This window comes from Paenibacillus spiritus (assembly GCF_008710135.1).
Classification (GTDB): Bacteria; Bacillota; Bacilli; order Paenibacillales; family Paenibacillaceae; genus Paenibacillus_AQ; species Paenibacillus_AQ glufosinatiresistens.
The window spans coordinates 1-21,025 of sequence record NZ_VYKK01000022.1; the positions used below are offsets into that span (position 1 = coordinate 1).

Below are 21,025 nucleotides of genomic sequence, written 5' to 3' on the forward strand. Positions count from 1 at the left end.
CGTAAATTAAACAAACTGACGCCAGTAGAGTACCGACGCCAGCTTGGAGCCTAGGTGTTTTTTTCAATGTCCACTAAATGGGGTCTTGACCAGAAGCGTCCGGGGCTTTTTCAACCCGTCCGGTTTGTGGTACGATGATAGAATCAATACGGTCCGGAATACCGCAAATTTGCGTGAATGGGCTCCGCGGCCGGTCATGGGGAGGACACAAGAGTGAGTGCAATTGATTCGATTCTGGAGAAGGCGCTGCGGGGCGACCGCTTGGGGCTGGAAGATACGATAACGCTGTTCGAGAGCAACGAGATTGAGAAAATGGGGGCGGCGGCAGACGTTATAATGAAGCGCTGGCATCCGGACCCGGTGGCAACCTTTGTCATCGGGCGGAATGTCAACTATACCAATGTCTGCGATGTCTACTGCCGGTTCTGTGCGTTCTATCGGCGTCCGGGCTCTCCCGAAGGATACGTGCTGCCCGATGAGACGATCTACCAGAAGATCCGGGAGACCATCGCGGTGAACGGTACGGAGATTCTGATGCAGGGCGGAACGAATCCGAACCTGCCGTTCAGTTACTACACGGATCTGCTCCGGAATATCAAATCCCGGTTCCCGGACATTACGATGCACTCGTTCTCGCCTGCGGAGATTATGAAGATGAAGGAACTTTCCGGGCTTACGCTGGAAGAGACGCTGCGCCAGATTCACGCCGCCGGTCTGGATTCGCTGCCCGGCGGCGGCGCCGAGATTCTGGACGACCGCACCCGGCGCCGGATCAGCCGGCTCAAGGGCTCCTGGCGGGACTGGATGGAAGTGATGCGGACCGCTCACCGGATCGGTATGAATACGACCGCGACCATGGTGATCGGTCTCGGCGAGAGCTTGGAAGAACGGGCGCTTCACCTGCTGCGCGTGCGGGAGGCGCAGGATGAATGCATTGCCGGCAACTATAATTCGGAAGGCTTCCTGGCGTTCATCTCCTGGACCTTCCAGCCTGACAATACGAATCTGAAGCTGGAACGGCAGTCGCCGGAAGAGTACCTCAAGACGGTGGCGGTCAGCCGGCTCGTGCTGGATAATATCAAGAACTTCCAGTCCTCCTGGGTGACGATGGGACCGGAGATCGGCCGGCTGTCGCTTCAGTACGGCTGCAACGATTTCGGCAGCACGATGATCGAGGAGAATGTCGTCTCCTCCGCAGGCGCTACGCACAAGGTCAATATTCAGGAGACGCTGGATATTATCCGGGCGGCGGGCAAGGTTCCGGCGCAGCGGAATACGCGCTACGATATTCTTCGCGTGTTCGACGATGTGAACGCGAAGGTGGAGCATGATTTTGTGATGCAGAATTAGGACTGGACTATTCAGAACCAGGTTATACAGAAACAGGGCGTCCGTAATGGAGGCCCTGTTTCTGCTTGGGGCTTCATACACTGAAGCCGTTATTTATAGAGCTGATTTTACAGCGGGAGACGGAGCGATCGCATGTGGTTTCATGCTCTCCGTGAGAAAATCAACCAACTCTTTAGAAGTTTCCCCGGTGACAGCGATGAATTGGCTTTCTTTAACTCCCTCCGAGTTATTCCACGCAATATGGACATATATCCTTTGGTAGAGGTTCAAAAATTCCTGGTCGATAGCTTTCGGATCAATGATAAAAGCGCGAAAAGCCGTAGTTCCTTTTAGTTCTCCGTCAGGGGACAAATCGCTGAGCGTCTTGACGTCACCATTCAGGTTCGTAAAAAAAACATCATTTGTTATTAATTTTACATTCATTTTGTCCTCTAAGAGAAAACTGACAACCACATCATCCATTGCGACCTTGGGATGGTCCACAATCACATTGTAAACGATCCTTAAATCGTTATTTTCCTGATCTAACCCAATCTCCGCGCGGATTTGATAATCATCTATGGATTGCGCTGAAGAGAAGGAGTCTGCATGGTGCATTTGATCTTGTAAAAGGGACAACTCCGATTGCCGAAGGGCGGTAAACTTTTCGCCAGTTTTAGTGTCATTGCTAGGTGTCGTGGAACATCCGCTTATCAGTAAGATTATTAATCCGCTTATTAGCATAGTCGCTTGCTTCATCATTATTTCGCTCCTTATCAGCTGTAAATTAATTATACCCGTATGTCAGAAAGGGGTAAATTATAAAAGATTTATTTGTATGAACCAGCGTTCAAGCATAACAATGATTTCGGATGGACGATACTAGCCGTACAACGGAGGTGAAACCCATGCACAAGACCAATCCCGACCCCAAGCTGGACCGGGCCGACAACAAGGCCGACGTCAAGGACAGCCAGCAGAACCGATCCAGCATTCTGGAGGAGCCGCAGATGCTGAACAGCTTGAAGGCGGCCGATTATCCGCCCAGCCTGAACGGCGTGACGAAGAACGAGACCTAAGCGTTCAGCGTTCGTGCATAGGGCGGCATACAGGTTAACCCCGCAGGCTGCCTTCCCATCAGGACGATGGGGAGGCGGCTTGTTTTGGATAAAACTCATTTACATCAGTTACCAAAAGTGATATCATGAATATATCAAATACATATCCATTATGAAGGAGTGCTGATGAAGATGAAGGAACGGATTTTGCACCCGATTAACGGCTTTTGGGTCATTGGGCTGGTTGTGCTGTTGTGCGGGGCGGGGATTTACCTGGGGCCGGTGAAGGAGTATGTCGCAGTTCCTGCCCTTTTATTTCTTCTGGCTGGTCTGCTGCTGACAGGCATCACGATTGTCCAGCCGAATAAAGCGGAGGTCGTAACGTTCTTCGGGAAATACGTCGGAACCATCAATAAGAGCGGACTCTGGGCGGTTATTCCGCTCAGTCTGCGGAAGACCGTATCGCTGCGGGTGCGCAACTTCAACAGCGTCAAGCTGAAGGTGAACGATGTCGAGGGGAATCCGATCGAAATTGCAGCCGTTGTGGTATTCCGGGTTGTCGATTCGGCCAAGGCGCTGTTCGACGTGGACAACTACCGGGGATTCGTGGAGATTCAGAGCGAGACGGCGCTGCGCCATGTAGCGAGCAAATACCCGTACGACAATTTCAATGAGACCGGGCTGTCGCTGCGCGCCAATTCCGATGAGATTGCCCGTCAGCTTACGACAGAGCTTCAGGACCGGTTGTCCATGGCGGGGGTAGTGGTGCTGGAAGCCCGTCTGACGCATCTGGCTTACTCCACCGAGATTGCCAGCACCATGCTGCAGCGCCAGCAGGCATCGGCGATTCTCTCGGCCCGGCAGATTATTGTGGAAGGAGCGGTCGGCATGGTGGATATGGCGATCAAGCAGCTCAAGGAGAGCGGCGTAGTCGATCTGGATGAAGAGCGCAAGGCGGCCATGATTAACAATCTGATGGTGGCCATTGTATCCGAGCGCGGGGCGAGCCCGGTCATTAACGCCGGCTCGCTCTACTAAGGGGTCAGACCCTAATGGCGGCCAAGAAGAACTTCCCGCTGCGCATCGATCCGGAGCTGCATGCTGCGCTTGAGCGATGGGCGGCCGAAGAATTCCGCAGTGTCAACGGGCATATTGAGTACCTGCTGCGGGAAAGCTTGAAACGGGCGGGCCGCTTGCCCGGACGCGCAGCGTCCGAAGACGAATGAAGCGTAATGACCGGACGAACCGGGCGGCGGCGCACGCCTTACGGCTTGACTCCCGGAAGCATTCGGAATTATAATTACTCATGCCAAAAGCAACGACAAAGATATGAACCGAATGTACACGGACCGTACAGAGAGAGGAAAGTTACGCTGCAATTTCCTCCGGAATCCCGGCTTCGGTTTACCCCTTTGTAGCTGCGGCTCCCAACGTTCCTTCAAGGCGCGAGGCCTGGAGTGAACCAGTAAGAACCGCCGGTCCATGGCCGTTACCCCATGCTGATGAAGGATTTCCGCCTCCGGCGGCAATCGAATTTGGGTGGAACCACGGGTGATCTGACGCTCGTCCCTTTGCGGGACGGGCGTTTTTTGTTGTTTCCAAGATGAGAAGGAGGATATGAACATGGCAGTAAGCATCAAGCTTCCGGACGGCTCGGTCCGGGAATACGCAGAGGGCAGTACGATTGACGATGTCGCAGCGTCGATCAGCAGCGGTCTGCGCAAGAACGCCGCGGCGGGCAAGCTGAACGGCATTCTGGTCGATCTGTCCGCGCAGGTGGGTGAAGGCGACCTGGTTGAAATTGTAACGCTTGATTCCAAGGAAGGGCTGGACGTGATGCGTCACAGCACCGCCCACCTGATGGCCCAGGCCGTCAGACGTCTGTTCGGCCAGAAGGAAGTCTTCTTCGGGGTCGGTCCGGTCATCGAGGACGGGTTCTATTATGATATGGATCTGGATCATCCGCTGAATCCCGAAGATCTGCTGAAGATCGAGAAGGAAATGGAGCGCATCGTATCCGAGAACCTGCCGATCGTCCGCAAGGAAGTCAGCCGGGAAGAGGCGCTGGCCATCTTCAGCGAGCTTGGCGACCCTTATAAGAAAGAACTGATTGAAGCGCTGCCCGACGGCCAACCGATCACGATCTACAAGCAGGGCGAGTTCTTCGATCTCTGCCGCGGGCCGCATGTGCCGTCAACCGGTAAGATCAAGGTCTTCAAGCTGATGAGCGTAGCCGGAGCGTACTGGCGCGGGGATGCGAAGAACAAAATGCTCCAGCGTGTCTACGGCACCGCCTGGCTGAAGAAAGCCCAGCTGGACGAGCATCTGCGCCTTCTGGAAGAAGCGAAGAAGCGCGATCACCGGCGTCTCGGCAAGGAGCTGGAGATCTTTACCTTCAATCAATTAGTAGGCCAGGGTCTGCCGATCTGGCTGCCGAAGGGTGCGAAGCTCCGCAGCATTCTGGAACGCTATATCGTGGATCTGGAAGCAAGCCTCGGCTACCAGCATGTCTACACGCCGGTACTGGGCAACGTGGAGCTGTACAAGACTTCCGGCCACTGGGATCACTATCAGGAAGACATGTTCCCGAAGATGACGATTGATACGGAGGAGTTCGTGCTTCGGCCCATGAACTGCCCGCATCATATGATGATCTACAAGAGCAGCATGCACAGCTACCGGGATCTGCCGATCCGCATCGCCGAGCTGGGTATCCAGCACCGCTATGAAATGTCCGGCGCGCTTACGGGTCTGCACCGCGTACGCTCGATGACTCTGAACGACTCGCATATCTTCTGCCGCCTCGACCAGATCAAGGGCGAATTCACTCGCGTGCTGGAGCTGATCAAGCAGGTCTACAGCGACTTCGGCATCCATGATTACCGGTTCCGCCTGTCCTACCGGGATCCGCAGGACACGGAGAAATACTACCAGAACGACGAGATGTGGACGACGGCCCAGCGCATGCTGCGCGAAGTTGTAGAAGAAGCCGGCCTGCCGTTCTATGAGGCGGAAGGCGAAGCGGCGTTCTACGGTCCGAAGCTGGACGTTCAGATCAAGACCGTCTTGGGCAAGGAAGAGACGCTCTCGACCGTACAGATCGACTTCCTGCTGCCGGAGAAATTTGAGCTGGAATATGTCGGTGAAGACGGTCAGAAGCACCGTCCGGTCGTGCTGCACCGCGGGATTCTGGGAACGATGGAACGGTTCGTGGCCTTCCTGCTGGAGAACTTCGCCGGCGCTCTGCCGCTGTGGCTGTCGCCGCAGCAGGTCAAGGTTATCCCGGTATCGAACGCGTTCGACGACTATGCGAACGAAGTCGTGGACCAGCTTCGCCGCCGCGGTCTCCGCGCGGAAGCGGATCTGCGCAACGAGAAGCTCGGCTACAAAATCCGCGAAGGCCAGCTTGAGAAGCTGCCGTATATGTTCATCGTCGGCGAGAACGAGAAATCCTCCGGCACCGTCTCGGTCCGCAAGCGCGGAGAAGGCGACATCGGCGCGAAATCGCTCGATGAAGTGCTGGGCCTGCTGACCGAAGAAGTAGCCAACCGTACGATCTGACGGTGATCTGCCCGTAGCGATATATCGCTGTACCTGATACCGCCGCGTCTGTCCTAACGGGACGGCGCGGCTTTTTGACGCGGGACGCTTGTTTCACTAATTCGGGTATAAAATGTTCCAGATCGGGAAACCCTCGCTAGTAAGGGGGAGGTAATGACATGATTTCATTTCGATCTGGATCACGAATTTGGTGCGCACTCGTCACTGTGGCGGTCGCGTTCTTCTTGATGCATAAGGAACAACCTGCGCTCGGCCGCGCAATCGAGGGCGATCCGCCCCGCATTGCCGTTGCCGCCGCAGCGGATGATGCGGCGCCTGAACGGGGCGTCGGACGCCGGGCGGAATACCGCGAAGCGGCACGGGCCGCTGCGGAAGCGGCGCAGGCCAAGGCCGAAGAGCAGGCCCGGCTCCAGGCAGCCGAGCGGCTGAGAACGGCCGATCCGGCCATTCCGGTGTCGGCTCCGGAGCCGGAGCAGATCATCCGGACGTTCACGGTTACGGCGACCGGATATACCGCCGGGTATGAATCGACGGGCAAACGGCCGAACCATCCCGAATACGGAATTACGTATTCCGGCGTCAAGGTTCGCCGGGACAAGAATGCCGTCTCCACCATAGCGGCAGACCCGAAGGTGTTGCCGCTCGGAAGCATTCTGTATATCCCGGGATACGGCTATGCCGTCGTCGCGGACACGGGGTCGGCGATCAAGGGACAGAAGATCGATCTTTATTTTGCCACCACGAAGCAGGTTTATAACGAATGGGGCAAGAAGAAGGTCGAGGTGCAGCTTATCCGCCGCGGCAGCGGCAAATGCTCTGAAGCCATGCTCCGCGACCTGGCCAGAACGATCCGCACGTATGACTTTGTCCCGCAGTCCAAGCTCGATGAGCTGATCTGACGGGCTTCCGGAATCCGGCAGGCTCCTGCAGGTTCAGCGCCGCATAATTGGACTGGCTCCTTCCCATACTACATGTCGAGGGAGGTGACCATCCATGGCCAAGAAACCGAAAGTCCAGGAGAACTACCAGACACCGAACGAGAAGTACAACGCCGAGTTTGCCGTAGAGAACGACGGCGCAACGAAGGCTGCCGCCAAACCGGCAATGAAGCCGTCCAAATAAGGAGCTTCCGCCGACTTATGCGGTCCGAAGGCACCTGCGTCCACAAGGACGCAGGTGTTTTTGCGTGGACATGGAACGGATCGGAAGGCAGGCTGTGCCAAGAAAGCTTGGGCCCTCCCGTTTCCCCCGTCGTTCTCGGTCCCTGGACCGAGTCCGCATTCATTCCGCCGCCGCTGTCGGGTCACCGGACTTTCCGTTAAACTGAATTCATAAAGCCAGTGAGTGTGTTACAATATGGCAGAAGGAGACATGAGGCATGAAGAGAAGAGCATCCAGCCAAGCGTTTGGCGGTCTGGTCCTGATCGGAGTCGGGGCTCTGTTTCTGGCCCGCCAACTGGGATATATAGATTTTTCAATAGGAGAACTGTTCGCGAATTTCTGGCCGGCCATCTTGATTCTGTGGGGCGTGCAGCAGATCCTGGGGGTCCTGGAGGGCCGCCAAGGTGCAGGTTCCATGTTCAGCGCCCTGATCTGCACCGGACTCGGCGTATTCTTCCTCGGGAATAACCTGGAGTGGTTTGCTCTTACTTTTGGGGATTTGGTCAAAATGCTGCTCCCCGCCGCACTGATTATCGGCGGACTGAGCGTCATTCTGCGGCCCCGCCGAAACGACCCTCCGGCTCCTCCGGTGCCTCCGGTACCGCCGGCTCCGCCGCAGGGCCCGTCGTTCTACGAGCCGGCCTCCGGCTCATCCGCCGGACCTGAAGTGCCGCCGGCCGCGCCGCTGGCATCGACGCTCGACGAGGAGTTCGAGCGCAAGTTCGGCAAGCTGGGCGGACCGGGAGCGGACTCTTCAGACGGACAGGGGACAACCCCCGGCGCGGAGAAGGCTGCCGATCCGGGTGCCGCCGGCAATTTCGGACCGTCGCTGGCCTCTGCGCCGCGCCGGAGGGAGACCGATGACAACGAGGATCGGGACGAAGAGGACTTTTACGGCGATCATGGCTCCCGGGACCGTCACCAGCGCCGCCGGGAAGAACGCCACGAACGGCACATGGAGCGCCGCCGGGAACAGGCGGAACGGCATCGCCGCACCTGGGAAGAACGCGGGAGACACGGGGGCGGTCACAGTTCGCACGACAACGAGCATTCGACCAACCGGTCCACGTTCATTGGTGATGTGCATCTGGGCCGGGAGTATTTCCAGCTGAAGCATACGAATATCTCCCAATTTATCGGAGATACCGTGCTGGATCTGACGAATGCGCAGATTCCGTACGGGGAGACGAAGATCAACATCAGCGCTTTTATCGGCGATCTGAAGATCTACATTCCCGACGATATGGATCTTGGCATTTCGGTCAACAGCAGCTCGTTTATCGGAGATATGGAGGTGCTCGAGCAGGCCCGAAGCGGATTCATGAGCAGCGTACAATTCAAGACGCCGTACTACAAGGAGGCGGGCCGCCGGCTCAAGATCAACATCAGCGCTTTTATCGGCGACATTAAGGTCAAAACGGTGGGGTGAGACATGGGGACGATGCTTAAGAATACGAAATGGGTGCTGCTTCTGTACTTCCTGATTTCGGGCAGTATGACAGCTCTGCTGATGTATGCAGGCACCTGCTTCGGGTACATCCGGGTCGCGGATTACCGGATGTGGGTCTATCTCACCGCCTCGATTGTGCTGTTCACGGTTGTCATCGGCTATATGGCGGTCCAGCGCATCCAGCGCCGGATCGACCATCTGGACCTCAATATGCTTCAGGTGGCGAAGGGAAATCTCTCGGTCCGCATGCCGGACAGCGACGACCCTTCGTTTGCCCGCGTCTACCATGAGTTCAATATGATGATGGATACGGTCGAGAATAAAATGAAGCTCCTGCAGCGCCTCGGCGAGCAGGATGTAATCGAGAAGGAGAAGGCGACGGAGAGCGCCGTGCTGGAGGAGCGCCGCCGGATGGCGCGGGATCTGCACGACACCGTCAGCCAGCAGCTGTTCGCCATTCACATGTCGGCCTCCTCGCTGCCGAAGGTGCTGGAAGTCAACCCGGCGCAGGGCCGCACGGTCATGGGCCAGCTGATTACGATGTCGCAGATGGCGCAGAAGCAGATGCGGGCCCTGATCGCCCAGCTTCGTCCGGTGGAACTCGAAGGCCGCAATCTGTATGAGGCGCTGGAGAAATGGTTCCCGGACTACTGCCGACAGAACGGGCTGAAAGGCATCAAGGAGCTGGAGCTTCAGGGGGGCTTGTCCGAGGCGATTGAGTATCAGCTCTTCCTGATTATCCAGGAGGCCATGGCCAATATCGTCAAGCATGCCGAGGCGAGGCTGGTCAGCCTGTCTCTCCGCGAGACGCCGCGCCAGGTGGCGCTGAGCATCAGCGACGACGGCCAGGGCTTCGAGCTTGGAGGACAGAAGCAGGGCTCATACGGGCTCAGCACGATGCGGGAGCGAGCCGAGAAGCTCGGCGGCCAGGTCGAGATCATCAGCCGGTCCGGGGCAGGCACGACAATCCGCGTACATATACCGAAATACTCGATGGAGGAGGCGACTTCATGAGCGCCATACGTATTCTGCTGGTGGACGACCATGACATGGTCCGGATGGGGTTGAAGACCTATCTGATGCTGGAGCCAAGCTTCGACGTAATCGCAGAGGCCGCGAACGGGAAGGAAGCGCTGGAATTACTTCGGAGCCGGGGAGAGGAGCAGCTTCCGGACCTTGTGCTGATGGACCTGATGATGCCGGTCATGAACGGCGTGGAGACCACCCGGGCCATGCTGGCAGAATTTCCGGGCCTGAAGATCGTGATTCTGACCAGCTTCCTGGAGGATGACCTTGTGGTCGATGCCATTGAAGCGGGCGCGGTCAGCTACGTGCTGAAGACCGTCTCGGCGGAGGAACTGATCTATGCGCTGCAGGGGGCCTACCGGGGAATGCCGGTCATGACCGGCGATGTCTCGCAGGCGCTGACCCGCGGCATCCGGCAGCGGACCGTGCAGGGCGATTCCTCGGGCCTGACCGAGCGCGAGAAGGAAGTGCTGCTGCTCATTGCCGAGGGCAAGAGCAACAAGGATATCGGCGAAGAGCTGCATATCAGCATCAAGACCGTGAAGACCCATGTCAGCAATCTGCTGATGAAATGCGAGCTGGAGGACCGCACCCAGCTGGCCATCTACGCCCACCGCAAAGGCTGGGTGGGATAGAGACAGAGGCGAGGCGCCCGGAACGGGACGCCGTATGGATGGGCTCCAAGCAGAGCTTTCTCGGCAGAGAAAGCTCTGTTTTTATTTTTAATAACAGAAGAAACAGGGGCAGCTCCCGCCATGTTTTATCTCCACTTAAATTGTTTTTAATGTGGACTTAAGGTTTAAAGTCCATTATAAAGACAAGAAAAGGAACAAACTTACACCTGCCGCAGACGGAATGCGAAGCGGCAGAGATGCGGGAGGTTGAAATAGAATTATGGAAGACAACAACAAATTCAATGGGGAAGAGACTCCTAACCGCAACAGCGATTACAATACCAGCCGGGATGGAGCGGGAAGCGAAGCTTCGGCCGAACCCGGGTCGTCCTATTACTATTCGTACGGTCCCTTCAAATCGGTGAATGCGGACAGCGAGCGGGAGCCGGAACGGGTGGAGGTCACTCCGCCGCAGCCGGTTAAACCGCTCTCCTCGTTCAGTCCGGCGGTTCGTCCGGGCGGCGGATACGACGGAGGCAGCGGCTCGGGCGGACGCGGCGGAGCGGACGGCAACTGGCAGTACAACAACAAGAAGCCGAAGAGCGCTTTGAAGACAGGAGTTCTCTCCTTTCTGGCCGGCATGCTCGTCCTTGGCGGTTCGATGTTCGCGGCGGACCGGGGCAACTGGTTCACACCGGAAGATACCAAGGCCGCAGTCGCGACGGCGACTACCGCAAAGGCAGCCAACGAGAGCGCCAAGGTGAATCCTTCCACTGCGATGACATCCTTGACTTCCGGTTCAGGCGATGTCTCCTCGGTGGTGGATCAAGCCGGTCCGGCCGTCGTCAAGATCGAGACGCTGGTCAAGAGCAGCTCGCGCGGCAGCCAGTCCAGCCCGTATTCCAATGATCCGTTCTACCAATTCTTCTTCGGCGACCAGTTCGGAGGAAGCAGCGGTAATTCGCGCAATAATAACGGAAATTCCAATTCGAATTCCAACTCTGGTTCGGATGCTCAGCTTACGCCTTATGGGATCGGTACAGGTTTCATCTATGATGCCAACGGCTATATCCTGACGAACGAACATGTTATCGAAGGCGCTGACGTCATTCAGGTTACGGTCGACGGAACAACCAAGCCGTATGAAGCGAAGCTGCTGGGCAAGAGCAAAGACCTGGATCTGGCTGTGCTGAAGATTGAAGGCACGGACTTCCCGACCGTACCGCTCGGCGATTCGGATTCGATCAAGGTGGGTTCCGAAGTGGTAGCCATCGGGAACCCGCAGGGCTTTGACCACACCGTAACGGCAGGCGTGCTCAGCGCGAAGGACCGCAGCATCGACATTAATGAAGAGGACGGCAGCGGCACGCGCAACTATAAGAACCTGCTGCAGACCGACGCTTCCATTAACCCCGGGAACTCCGGCGGCCCGCTGCTGAATGCGGACGGCCAGGTCATCGGGATGAATGTGGCGGTAAGCACGGATTCCCAGGGCATCGGCTTCGCCATTGCAGTGAACACCATCAAGGAAGTCGTCGACAAGCTGGAGTCGAACCAGGCTATTCCGAAAGAACCGGTGCCGTTCATCGGCGCCACACTGATGACGATCACGGATGAAGTGGCCAGCCAGATGGGAACTAACCTTAAGGACGGCTCCGTTGTGGCCGAGATTATCTATAAGTCCCCGGCTTATGTCGCCGACCTTCGCCCTTATGACATCATCACCGGGGCGAACGGCAAGAAATATGCGACCAGCCAGGATCTGATTGATTATATTCAGACCCTGAAGGTGGGCGACAAGATTACGCTGAATGTCGTCCGGGACGGCAAATCGCTGGACCTGCCGGTAACCATCGGCAACAAGAACGACTTCAATACAGGCAGCTCGCAGAACTCGAACCGTTAATCCAGGCGGACGGGACCGGAGAAGAGGCGGGAGGGGCATCCCTCCCGCCTTCTCTCGTATGATACAATATAGACAATTCTTGAAGAGTAAAGGGGCGGCTCTACACCGATGCGACCGAGTATTCTGATTATCGACGACGACGACAAAATTATTTCCATGCTGCGGCGGGGGCTCGCTTTTGAAGGCTATGAAGTCAAGACGGCTTCCAACGGAGCGGAGGGCTTGCGGGCGGTGCTGGACAGCGAGCCCGATGCGGTCATTCTGGACGTTATGATGCCGCAGGTGGACGGATTCGAAGTATGCCGGCGTCTGCGGGAAGGGGGCAGCAGCGTTCCGGTCCTCATGCTGACCGCGAAGGACGAAGTGGAGCACCGGGTCAAGGGTCTCGATCTCGGAGCGGACGATTATCTGGTCAAGCCGTTTGCGCTCGAAGAGCTGCTTGCGCGGGTGCGCGCGCTGCTGCGCCGCAAGAGCGAGCAGGCCGGCGGGGGCGAACAGGGTCTGGTCTATGAGGATCTGATGCTGGATGTCGATTCCCGCGAAGTGACCCGGGCCGGGAAACGGCTGGAATTGACGGCGAAGGAATTCGAGCTGCTGCATCTGTTCATGCAGAATCCAAAACGGGTGCTCTCCCGCGATCTCATTATGGATAAGATCTGGGGATATGACTACAGCGGGGAATCCAACGTGCTGGAGGTCTACATTGCGATGCTCCGGCAGAAGACGGAGGAGCATGGGGGCAAGCGTCTGATTCAGACGATCCGCGGTGCCGGCTATATCCTAAGAGGAGATAACTGACATGTCGATCCGGTTGCGGCTGACCGCCTGGTATTCGGGAATATTGGCCGTCATGCTGCTGGTCTTCTCGGGTGCGATTTACGTTTTTTTCTATATCAACACCTATGGCGATTTGAAGGACCGGCTGCGGGCGCAGGCCGAGCGGCCCGAGCTTCTGCAGCCCACGCTCAATTTCGACGGATCGCTGGATCTGTCGTTCAATAACAGGCTGGACGCGCAGTACATGTTCGGGCAGATGTATATTTATGATTCCCGCAAGCTGACGCTTAGCGGCAATCTGCAGGACCTTGGATTACAGTTTGATGTGCCGAGCCGCGAGCAGGTGAAGAACAAGATGCAGTTCGTCCAGGGGACGTACGGAGGCTACCATTTCCTGATTTATCAGGTGGCGGTCAACGCCGAGAACTATAACAACAACCCGGTCGGAGTGCTTCAAATCGCCTCTTACACGGGGGAGCAGGACAAGCTTCTTCACCGGCTCAAAACCATTCTGATTGCAGGGTCCTTCGCCACCCTGCTCGCCGCCTTTACCTTCGGGCTGTTCATGGCCCGCAAGTCGATGAATCCGATCGGCAAGGTTACCGAAGCCGCCGAGAGCATTCAGACCGGCAACGATCTCAGCGTGCGGATCGAATATGACGGACCGCCGGACGAGATCGGACGGCTGATCCATACGGTCAACGGCATGCTGGCGCGGATGGACGGCATCTACAAAGACATGGAAGAGGCCTATGCGGTACAGCGGCGGTTCGTGTCCGACGCCTCGCACGAGCTGCGGACGCCGCTGACGACGATCCGCGGCAATATCGACCTGCTCCGCAAGATTTGGGAGCTGGAACCGGGCAAGGATCGGGGCTTCAGCGAAGCCGACATCCGCCAAATGTCCGTCGAGGCGATCCAGGATATTGCGGATGAAGCCCAGCGGATGACCCGGCTGGTGGCCGATATGCTGACGCTGGCCCGTTCGGATACCGGACGGACGTTCGAGAAGGAGCCGGTAGCTCTGGAGCCGATGATGAACGAGGTGGCCCGCCGGGCCGCCCTTCTTCCGAGACAGGCGGAATGGTCCGCCGGTGATCTGTCGGTGCTGAACGGCAAATATGTCGTCGGCAACAAGGATTATTTGCAGCAAATGCTGTTCATTTTTATCGACAACGCCTTCAAATACACCCCCTCCGGAGAAGTCCGGTTCGATGCAGTGCTGTATCAGAATCAGGTCGGGCTGCGAATTGCGGATACGGGCATCGGAATGGCCAAAAGCGAAGTTCCGCATATCTTCGACCGGTTCTACCGGGCCGACGAATCACGCGGCAATACCGAAGGCATCGGCCTGGGGCTCTCGATCGCCAAATGGATCATTGAAGAGCACGGGGGCTCCGTGGAAGTGGTAACCCGTCAGGGCGAGGGGACGACCTTTGTCGTCTGGCTGCCGCTGCTCTTTGCTCCTCCGCTGGAATAGCGGTATAATAGGACGGATTCGATTTCATTCTTACGCCCGTTAACAGGCAGAAAGCACGGTGATAGAAGCATGGAAGTCATCAAGATTTCTCCCCGGGGATACTGCTATGGTGTGGTCGATGCCATGGTGCTGGCCCGGCAGGCCGCCCAGAACCTCGATCTTCCCCGGCCAATTTATATATTGGGCATGATTGTCCACAACAGCCATGTGACCCAGTCCTTTGAAGACGAAGGCATCATTACGCTCGACGGCCACAACCGGCTCGATATTCTGGATCAGGTGGAGAGCGGAACGGTGATCTTCACGGCCCACGGCGTTTCTCCCGAGGTGCGGCAGATCGCCCGCCAGAAGGGTCTGACGACCGTCGATGCCACTTGCCCCGATGTGACGAAGACGCATGATCTGATCAAGGAGAAGACGGGGGAAGGCTGCGAGATTATTTATATCGGCAAAAAAGGCCATCCCGAGCCCGAAGGCGCGGTCGGCATTGCCCCGGATCACGTCCACCTGATTGAGAAGGAGGACGAGATCGACTCGCTGTCGCTGCCCGCAGGCTCCCGAATCGTCATTACCAATCAGACGACCATGAGCCAATGGGACATTCGGCATATCATGAAGAAGCTGTTGGAACGGTTCCCCGGAGCGGAAGTGCACAATGAAATCTGCATGGCGACGCAGGTCCGCCAGGAAGCCGTGGCGGAGCAGGCCGGCCAGGCCGATCTGGTCATTGTCGTCGGCGACCCGCGCAGCAACAACTCTAACCGGCTGGCCCAGGTCTCGGAGGAGATTGCCGGCACACCGGCGCACCGGATTGCCGACCTGTCGGAGCTGAAGACGGAGTGGCTGCAGGGAATCTCCAAGGTGGCCGTGACGTCCGGCGCCTCGACGCCCACGCCGATCACGAAGGAAGTCATCGCTTATCTGGAGCAGTACGACCCTGCGAAGCCGGAGACCTGGGAGATCAAGCGTACCGTAAATATGGCGAAGCTGCTTCCTCCGGTGAAGAACAAGACCGCAGGCCGAGCTTGAGATCCGCGTCCGATACAGCCTGAAATGTTATCATTCGGGAAGCCGTCTCCTTCGGGAGCGGCTTTTTTGATTTGCCGGTTGACGGCAGGGAGGAATTCGGGTAAAATTACTTTAGTGGATAAAAGCACAAAAGCTTAAAAGCATCAAAGTAATTATCATCACGGATTCCAGCCTTTGAGCGACTGTTCTACATACAACCCAAGCCCTGTACAAAGAAAGGAAGGATTGCAAATGATCGTTATTACATCGAATCATACTCCCGAGGAACAGCTTCAGGATATCATTGCCGTTATTGAGAAGGAAGGGCTTCAGGCGCATGTCTCCCGCGGCGCGGACCGGACGGTTATCGGACTGATCGGAAGCGTGAATCCGCAGCTTGCGGCGCATCTGCGGCAGATGAAGGGGGTCGAGAACGTAGTAAAGATCTCCAAATCTTACAAGCTCGCCAGCCGGGATTTCCATCCGGACGATACGGTCATTGATATCCGGGGCGTCAAGATCGGCGGCGGGAACCTGGTCATCATGGGCGGACCCTGCGCCGTCGAATCGCCGGAGCAGATCGACGAGATTGCCCGGCTGGTCAAGGCTTCTGGCGCCCAGGTGCTCCGCGGCGGCGCCTTCAAGCCGCGCACCGGTCCGTACAGCTTCCAAGGAGTCGGCGTGGAAGGACTGACCATGATGCAGGAAGCGGGACGGCGTCACGGACTGCTCACCATCACCGAAGTCATGACGCCCGAATACGTCGATATCTGCGCCGAACACGCCGATATTCTTCAGGTCGGCACGCGCAATATGCAGAATTTTGATCTGCTCCGCAAGCTCGGAACCTGCGGCCGGCCGGTGCTGCTCAAGCGCGGCTTCAGCGCCACCTATGACGAGCTGCTGAACGCGGCCGAGTACATTCTGGCCGGCGGCAATAAGGACGTCATGCTGTGCGAACGCGGCGTGCGCACTTTTGAGACCTACACCCGCAATACGCTGGATCTGGCTGCCATTCCGGCGCTGCAGAGCCTGAGCCATCTGCCCGTGATCTCCGATCCTTCGCACGGAACGGGCCGTCGCGAGCTGGTCGAGCCGATGTCCAAGGCATCCGTGGCGGCAGGGGCAGACGGTCTGATTATTGAAATGCATACCGATCCGGACAATTCCATGACTGGCGATGGCGTTCAGTCCCTGTTCCCGGACCAGTTCCACAATCTGGTTCAGGATCTCGGCAGGCTGGCTCCGCTTGTGGGCAGACAAATGTCTCCCCAAGCCCGCGATGCGGTGACGATCTAGAGGCTGCCGAAGGCCGTGAAAGCCGCGATATTACGCGGCTTTTTTTGCCATTCGGCCCCGTTCACGAAAGCGTCAGAATATCTCACATTAGCATAAAAAATACCTGACATAAGCATTGACGATGTCAGGTATGAGTTTTATAATGACGACAGTAAAAAAACAAAACAAGAACATTGGAGATGTGGGATTGGCTTAATGTTCGGAACTTGGGGAGGAAAATTTCATGTCGGTTGAAAAAGTATTGCAGACGATCAAAGATAACAACATTGAATGGGTAGATTTCCGTTTTGTTGACCTGGGCGGTCGGGCCCACCATATCACTTTGCCGGCTGCAGCCGTCGAAGAAGAGACATTCGAGAACGGCGTGGCTTTTGACGGCTCCTCGATTGCGGGCTTCCGCGGAATTGAAGAATCCGACATGGTCATGATGCCGGATCCAAGTGCTACATACATTGATCCCTTTACCGCCCATCCTACGCTTAACGTTATGTGCGACATCTTCACGCCGGACGGCGAACGCTATGACCGCGACCCGCGCGGCATTGCGATCAAAGCCGAAGAGTACCTGCAGAAGAGCGGAATCGGCACGGCGGCTTTCTTTGCTCCAGAATCCGAATTCTTTATCTTTGACGATGTCCGCTACGAGAGCGGAATGAATACGTCCTTCTACTCGGTAGATTCCGAAGAAGCGGCCTGGAATACAGCCCGCAAGGAAGAGGGCGGCAACCTGGGCTTCAAGGTAGACGTCAAGGGCGGTTACGTGCCGGTAGCTCCGGTGGATACCCAGCAGGATATCCGCAGCGAAATGTGTCGTCTCCTGGCTGAAGCCGGTCTTGTGATCGAGCGTCATCACCACGAGGTGGCAACGGCCGGACAGGCGGAGATCAACTTCCGCTTCGACACTCTCAAGAAGACGGCTGACAATCTGCTGACTTACAAATACATCGTGCACAACACGGCCCGCCAGTATGGCAAAGTGGCCACTTTTATGCCAAAGCCGCTGTTCGGCGACAACGGAAGCGGAATGCACGTTCACCAATCCATCTTCAACGGTTCCGAACCGCTGTTCTATGAGAAAGGCGCCTACGCCAACCTGAGCGAAATGGCCCTGCATTATATCGGCGGCATTCTGTATCATGCTCCGGCCCTGATTGCGCTGACGAACCCGAGCACCAACTCGTTCAAGCGTCTGGTTCCGGGTTATGAAGCGCCGGTTAATCTGGTCTTCTCCAAAGGCAACCGTTCCGCTGCGATCCGCATTCCGGTCGCTGCCGTAACGCCGAAGGGCTGCCGTATCGAGTTCCGCACACCGGACTCCACAGCGAACCCTTACCTGTCCTTCTCCGCTATGCTGCTGGCCGGTCTGGACGGCATCAAGAAGAAGATCAATCCGGTTGAACTGGGATACGGTCCGCTGGACAAGAACATCTATGAACTGCCGGATGCCGAGAAAGCGAAGATCCGCAGCGTACCGGGCAGCCTGAACGAAGCGCTGGACGCTCTGGAAGGCGATTATGAGTTCCTGACAGAAGGCGGCGTCTTCTCGAAGGACTTCATTGACAACTACATCGCACTCAAACGCGGCGAAGCTCAAGCGGTAGCGATCCGCGTTCATCCGCATGAATATTCCCTCTACTTCGATGTATAATTATTAGTTTATCCGGGTGCGGAGCTTCGGCTCCGCATCCTCGGTCTACGGCCGGCTGCACCTTCTGGGGTGCGGCCGGTTTTTTTTGGAAGGCAAATAAGAAACATGAGGCCTAGACGCCAGCGAAGCAAGCGGGAGAAAGGGAGTGTCCGTTGCCAAACGTGCTCTGCAAGCGCCCGGAAGGCCCTCTGAGGCCGTTGTTTTATTGGTGTGAAGGAATAACGCGGTTCAGCGGAAAAATGTCTAAGAAGCTAGTTCAAGCGCCTCTCCCCGAGCGTCCGTCCGTGACTGAAGGTCTCTTGGCTCCGGACGGAGGACAAACAGACGGCTGCATATTTATCGGGAACAGGAACTTTTGTCCGTTCAACGCGCTTTAGTTGTGAATATTTATACTTGCTGCCATGTCAGATACTTGCTATCATAGCAGATATCCATTGTGATGAGAGATGAAAGGGTGGGGAGTTCATTTGAGCAAAAGAGCGTACAACTTCAATGCGGGCCCGGCCGCACTGCCGCTGCCGGTTCTGGAACGCGCACAGTCGGAATTTGTAGATTTCCGCAACAGCGGAATGTCGATCATGGAAATGTCGCACCGCGGGGCGATATACGAATCTGTGCATAACGAAGCGCAGGAACGGCTGCTTGGCCTCCTCGGCAATCCGGCCGGATACAAAGTACTGTTCCTCCAGGGAGGGGCTACGACCCAATTTGCGATGGTACCGATGAATTTCCTGAAGGAAGGCCAGGTCGGAAGCTATGTCATGACCGGCAGTTGGGCCGACAAGGCCTACAAGGAAGCGAAGCTGCTCGGAGGCGCTCATGTGGCAGCCAGCTCGGAGGAGCAGAAGTTCCGGGCCATTCCGGATCTGAATGCTATTGTTCCTGCGGAGAACGCGGCCTACCTGCACATCACATCCAATGAAACGATCGAAGGCACGCAGTATTTCAAGTTCCCGGATTCGGGCAAGCTGCCGCTGATTGCCGACATGTCCAGCGATATACTGAGCCATGACTTGGATATCAACCAGTTCGGGCTGATCTATGCCGGGGCGCAGAAGAACCTGGGCCCGTCCGGCGTCACCGTTGTGATCGCCAAGGAAGAGCTGCTTGCGGAATCGCCTTCCCATATCCCGACCATTATGCGGTACAGCACGCATTACAAGAACAATTCGCTCTACAATACGCCGCCTTCCTTCTCCGTCTATATGGTCAATGAGGTCCTGAAATGGGTGGAAGAGCAGGGCGGTCTTGCAGGCGTCGAGGCGAAGAACCGCGAGAAGGCCGGGCTGCTCTATCAGACCATCGACGGAAGCGGAGGCTTCTACCGCGGGGTCGCCGAAGAAGCAAGCCGTTCCATTATGAACGTTACGTTCCGGATGGAATCCGAGGAATTGGAGAAGAAATTTATCAAAGGCGCCGAAGCGGAAGGCTTTGTCGGTCTGAAGGGCCACCGAAGCGTCGGAGGACTGCGCGCATCGATTTACAACGCGGTGCCTTATGAGAGCTGCAAGGCACTGGCCGATTACATGACGCATTTCCAGAAGACGCAGGCTTAATCTGTTCCCGATTCGATCGAACCGTCCGTCCTCAGCCTTCCGCCCTGCCGGGTGGAGGGCTGAGGCGTTTTTGTCTGGAAGATGGCGTATAATACAACCAGAGGAGGAATTCATCATGGCGCTTCATATCGTATTGGTGGAACCGGAGATTCCGGCCAACACCGGCAACATCTCGCGGACCTGTGCCGCAACCGGCACCCATCTGCACCTGGTCCGTCCGCTCGGCTTCCGGACCGACGACGCTGCCCTTAAGCGGGCGGGACTGGATTATTGGCCGGCAGTCCATATCGAGTATCACGACTCTTTTCAGGAAGTAAGACAAATGTACCCGGAGGGCCGTTTCTTTTACGCAACGACGAAGGCCGACAAACGGTATACGGATTATTCCTTCCGGGACGGAGATTTCCTGGTCTTCGGGAAGGAGACGAAGGGATTATCCCCCGAAATTCTGGAACAGGGCAAGGATTCGCTCATGCGAATGCCGATGAGCGGGGATGTTCGTTCGCTGAATTTATCCAATTCCGCAGCCATTATCGTCTACGAGGCGCTTCGGCAGCTTGATTTTCCGGGTCTTACCTAAAGAAAATTTGAGAAAATATTGAAAAGTCATAATTTTCAGCAGGATTCGACAGAAGCTTTAGCGAAAAGTATGAATATGGCAACAGGAATAAAGATTCAATATTCGTATAACAGGAGAGGTGTAAGCAAGAAATGAAGCCTGCTGGTGTAGTCCGCAAAGTCGATCAATTGGGCAGAATTGTACTGCCAAAATCCTTGCGCAAAAGGTACCAGATGAATGAAGGAGACCCTGTCGAAATTCTGGTTCAGGGCGATCACATCATTCTGGAACGGTATCGCCCGAAATGCGTATTCTGCGGCTCGATGGAAGAAGTCAGCGAGTACAAGGAACGCTATATTTGCGGACAATGCCTGAATGAAATGACCCAGCTTCAGCGCCACGCGTAAGCAGGGACATTCTTCGGCTTGCACGAAGCGCCTGACGGCGCAGTCCGTTAAGGACCGTGACCTGGCTTACAACCCCACGGCCTGAGGTCCTGCTGGATACATAGCCCCTTCCGGTCGGTTACCGGTGCGGCAAGCACCGCCTAAGCGGCAGGAAGACACACGTAAACACACAGAAGCCCTGCATCC

General features: G+C 56.6%; 20 protein-coding genes. 19 read left to right on the forward strand and 1 reads right to left on the reverse strand.

The window, feature by feature from the left end:
• Nucleotides 1-213: 213 nt before the first annotated feature.
• Nucleotides 214-1,350 (forward strand): cyclic dehypoxanthinyl futalosine synthase, encoded by a 1,137-nt coding sequence (gene mqnC / locus F4V43_RS14950; protein ID WP_150459061.1) that lies wholly within the window; start codon nucleotides 214-216, stop codon nucleotides 1,348-1,350.
• 93 nt (nucleotides 1,351-1,443) lie between these two features.
• On the opposite strand, the gene F4V43_RS14955 is transcribed toward mqnC, so the two are convergent.
• Nucleotides 1,444-2,091, reverse strand: a complete 648-nt coding sequence (locus F4V43_RS14955; RefSeq protein WP_150459062.1) for a hypothetical protein — start codon at nucleotides 2,089-2,091, stop codon at nucleotides 1,444-1,446.
• Between the two features lie 146 nt (nucleotides 2,092-2,237).
• Between F4V43_RS14955 and F4V43_RS19760 the strand changes: the two genes are divergently transcribed.
• The 18 genes from F4V43_RS19760 to F4V43_RS15035 all read left to right on the forward strand — a co-directional run bounded on the left by F4V43_RS19760 (nucleotide 2,238) and on the right by F4V43_RS15035 (nucleotide 20,839).
• A complete protein-coding gene (locus F4V43_RS19760) occupies nucleotides 2,238-2,408 on the forward strand; it encodes a hypothetical protein (protein WP_191089603.1) in 171 nt (56 codons plus the stop codon).
• A 171-nt stretch (nucleotides 2,409-2,579) separates the two neighbouring features.
• On the forward strand, nucleotides 2,580-3,425 hold the full coding sequence (locus tag F4V43_RS14960; RefSeq protein WP_150459063.1) for an SPFH domain-containing protein: 846 nt from the start codon (nucleotides 2,580-2,582) through the stop codon (nucleotides 3,423-3,425).
• A 14-nt stretch (nucleotides 3,426-3,439) separates the two neighbouring features.
• Nucleotides 3,440-3,613 carry a toxin-antitoxin system HicB family antitoxin gene (locus F4V43_RS14965; protein WP_150459064.1) on the forward strand — a complete coding sequence of 58 codons (174 nt, stop codon included), beginning with the start codon at nucleotides 3,440-3,442 and terminating at the stop codon, nucleotides 3,611-3,613.
• 397 nt (nucleotides 3,614-4,010) lie between these two features.
• Nucleotides 4,011-5,948: a threonine--tRNA ligase gene (gene thrS / locus F4V43_RS14970; protein ID WP_150459065.1), complete on the forward strand. Its 1,938-nt coding sequence runs from the start codon at nucleotides 4,011-4,013 to the stop codon at nucleotides 5,946-5,948.
• Between the two features lie 158 nt (nucleotides 5,949-6,106).
• Entirely contained in the window at nucleotides 6,107-6,847 is a 741-nt protein-coding gene (locus F4V43_RS20035) for a 3D domain-containing protein (RefSeq protein ID WP_191089604.1), read from the forward strand.
• A gap of 94 nt (nucleotides 6,848-6,941) precedes the next feature.
• A complete protein-coding gene (locus tag F4V43_RS19995) occupies nucleotides 6,942-7,070 on the forward strand; it encodes a hypothetical protein (protein WP_263406134.1) in 129 nt (42 codons plus the stop codon).
• Between the two features lie 256 nt (nucleotides 7,071-7,326).
• Nucleotides 7,327-8,538 carry a cell wall-active antibiotics response protein LiaF gene (liaF, locus tag F4V43_RS14980; RefSeq protein WP_223879913.1) on the forward strand — a complete coding sequence of 404 codons (1,212 nt, stop codon included), beginning with the start codon at nucleotides 7,327-7,329 and terminating at the stop codon, nucleotides 8,536-8,538.
• A 3-nt stretch (nucleotides 8,539-8,541) separates the two neighbouring features.
• Nucleotides 8,542-9,573, forward strand: coding sequence for a HAMP domain-containing sensor histidine kinase (locus F4V43_RS14985; RefSeq protein ID WP_150459066.1), 1,032 nt, complete (start codon nucleotides 8,542-8,544; stop codon nucleotides 9,571-9,573).
• Nucleotides 9,570-10,220: a response regulator gene (locus tag F4V43_RS14990; protein ID WP_150459067.1), complete on the forward strand. Its 651-nt coding sequence runs from the start codon at nucleotides 9,570-9,572 to the stop codon at nucleotides 10,218-10,220. The genes F4V43_RS14985 and F4V43_RS14990 overlap by 4 nt, the downstream gene beginning before the upstream one ends.
• Before the next feature lie 259 nt (nucleotides 10,221-10,479).
• Complete coding sequence (locus F4V43_RS14995) at nucleotides 10,480-12,105, forward strand: S1C family serine protease (RefSeq protein WP_150459068.1); 1,626 nt, start codon at nucleotides 10,480-10,482, stop codon at nucleotides 12,103-12,105.
• A gap of 108 nt (nucleotides 12,106-12,213) precedes the next feature.
• On the forward strand, nucleotides 12,214-12,903 hold the full coding sequence (locus F4V43_RS15000) for a response regulator transcription factor (RefSeq protein WP_150459069.1): 690 nt from the start codon (nucleotides 12,214-12,216) through the stop codon (nucleotides 12,901-12,903).
• A 1-nt stretch (nucleotide 12,904) separates the two neighbouring features.
• A complete protein-coding gene (locus tag F4V43_RS15005; protein WP_150459070.1) occupies nucleotides 12,905-14,362 on the forward strand; it encodes a sensor histidine kinase in 1,458 nt (485 codons plus the stop codon).
• Nucleotides 14,363-14,431: 69 nt separating this feature from the next.
• Entirely contained in the window at nucleotides 14,432-15,391 is a 960-nt protein-coding gene (locus F4V43_RS15010) for a 4-hydroxy-3-methylbut-2-enyl diphosphate reductase (protein WP_150459071.1), read from the forward strand.
• A 231-nt stretch (nucleotides 15,392-15,622) separates the two neighbouring features.
• A complete protein-coding gene (aroF, locus tag F4V43_RS15015) occupies nucleotides 15,623-16,669 on the forward strand; it encodes a 3-deoxy-7-phosphoheptulonate synthase (protein ID WP_150459072.1) in 1,047 nt (348 codons plus the stop codon).
• A 223-nt stretch (nucleotides 16,670-16,892) separates the two neighbouring features.
• Complete coding sequence (gene glnA / locus F4V43_RS15020; RefSeq protein ID WP_150459073.1) at nucleotides 16,893-18,317, forward strand: type I glutamate--ammonia ligase; 1,425 nt, start codon at nucleotides 16,893-16,895, stop codon at nucleotides 18,315-18,317.
• Between the two features lie 446 nt (nucleotides 18,318-18,763).
• The gene (gene serC, locus F4V43_RS15025) at nucleotides 18,764-19,873 is read left to right on the forward strand and encodes a 3-phosphoserine/phosphohydroxythreonine transaminase (protein WP_150459074.1); all 1,110 of its coding nucleotides are present in this window, start codon (nucleotides 18,764-18,766) and stop codon (nucleotides 19,871-19,873) included.
• Between the two features lie 115 nt (nucleotides 19,874-19,988).
• Entirely contained in the window at nucleotides 19,989-20,453 is a 465-nt protein-coding gene (gene trmL, locus F4V43_RS15030; RefSeq protein ID WP_150459075.1) for a tRNA (uridine(34)/cytosine(34)/5-carboxymethylaminomethyluridine(34)-2'-O)-methyltransferase TrmL, read from the forward strand.
• Between the two features lie 131 nt (nucleotides 20,454-20,584).
• The gene (locus tag F4V43_RS15035; protein ID WP_150459076.1) at nucleotides 20,585-20,839 is read left to right on the forward strand and encodes an AbrB/MazE/SpoVT family DNA-binding domain-containing protein; all 255 of its coding nucleotides are present in this window, start codon (nucleotides 20,585-20,587) and stop codon (nucleotides 20,837-20,839) included.
• Nucleotides 20,840-21,025 lie beyond the last annotated feature (186 nt).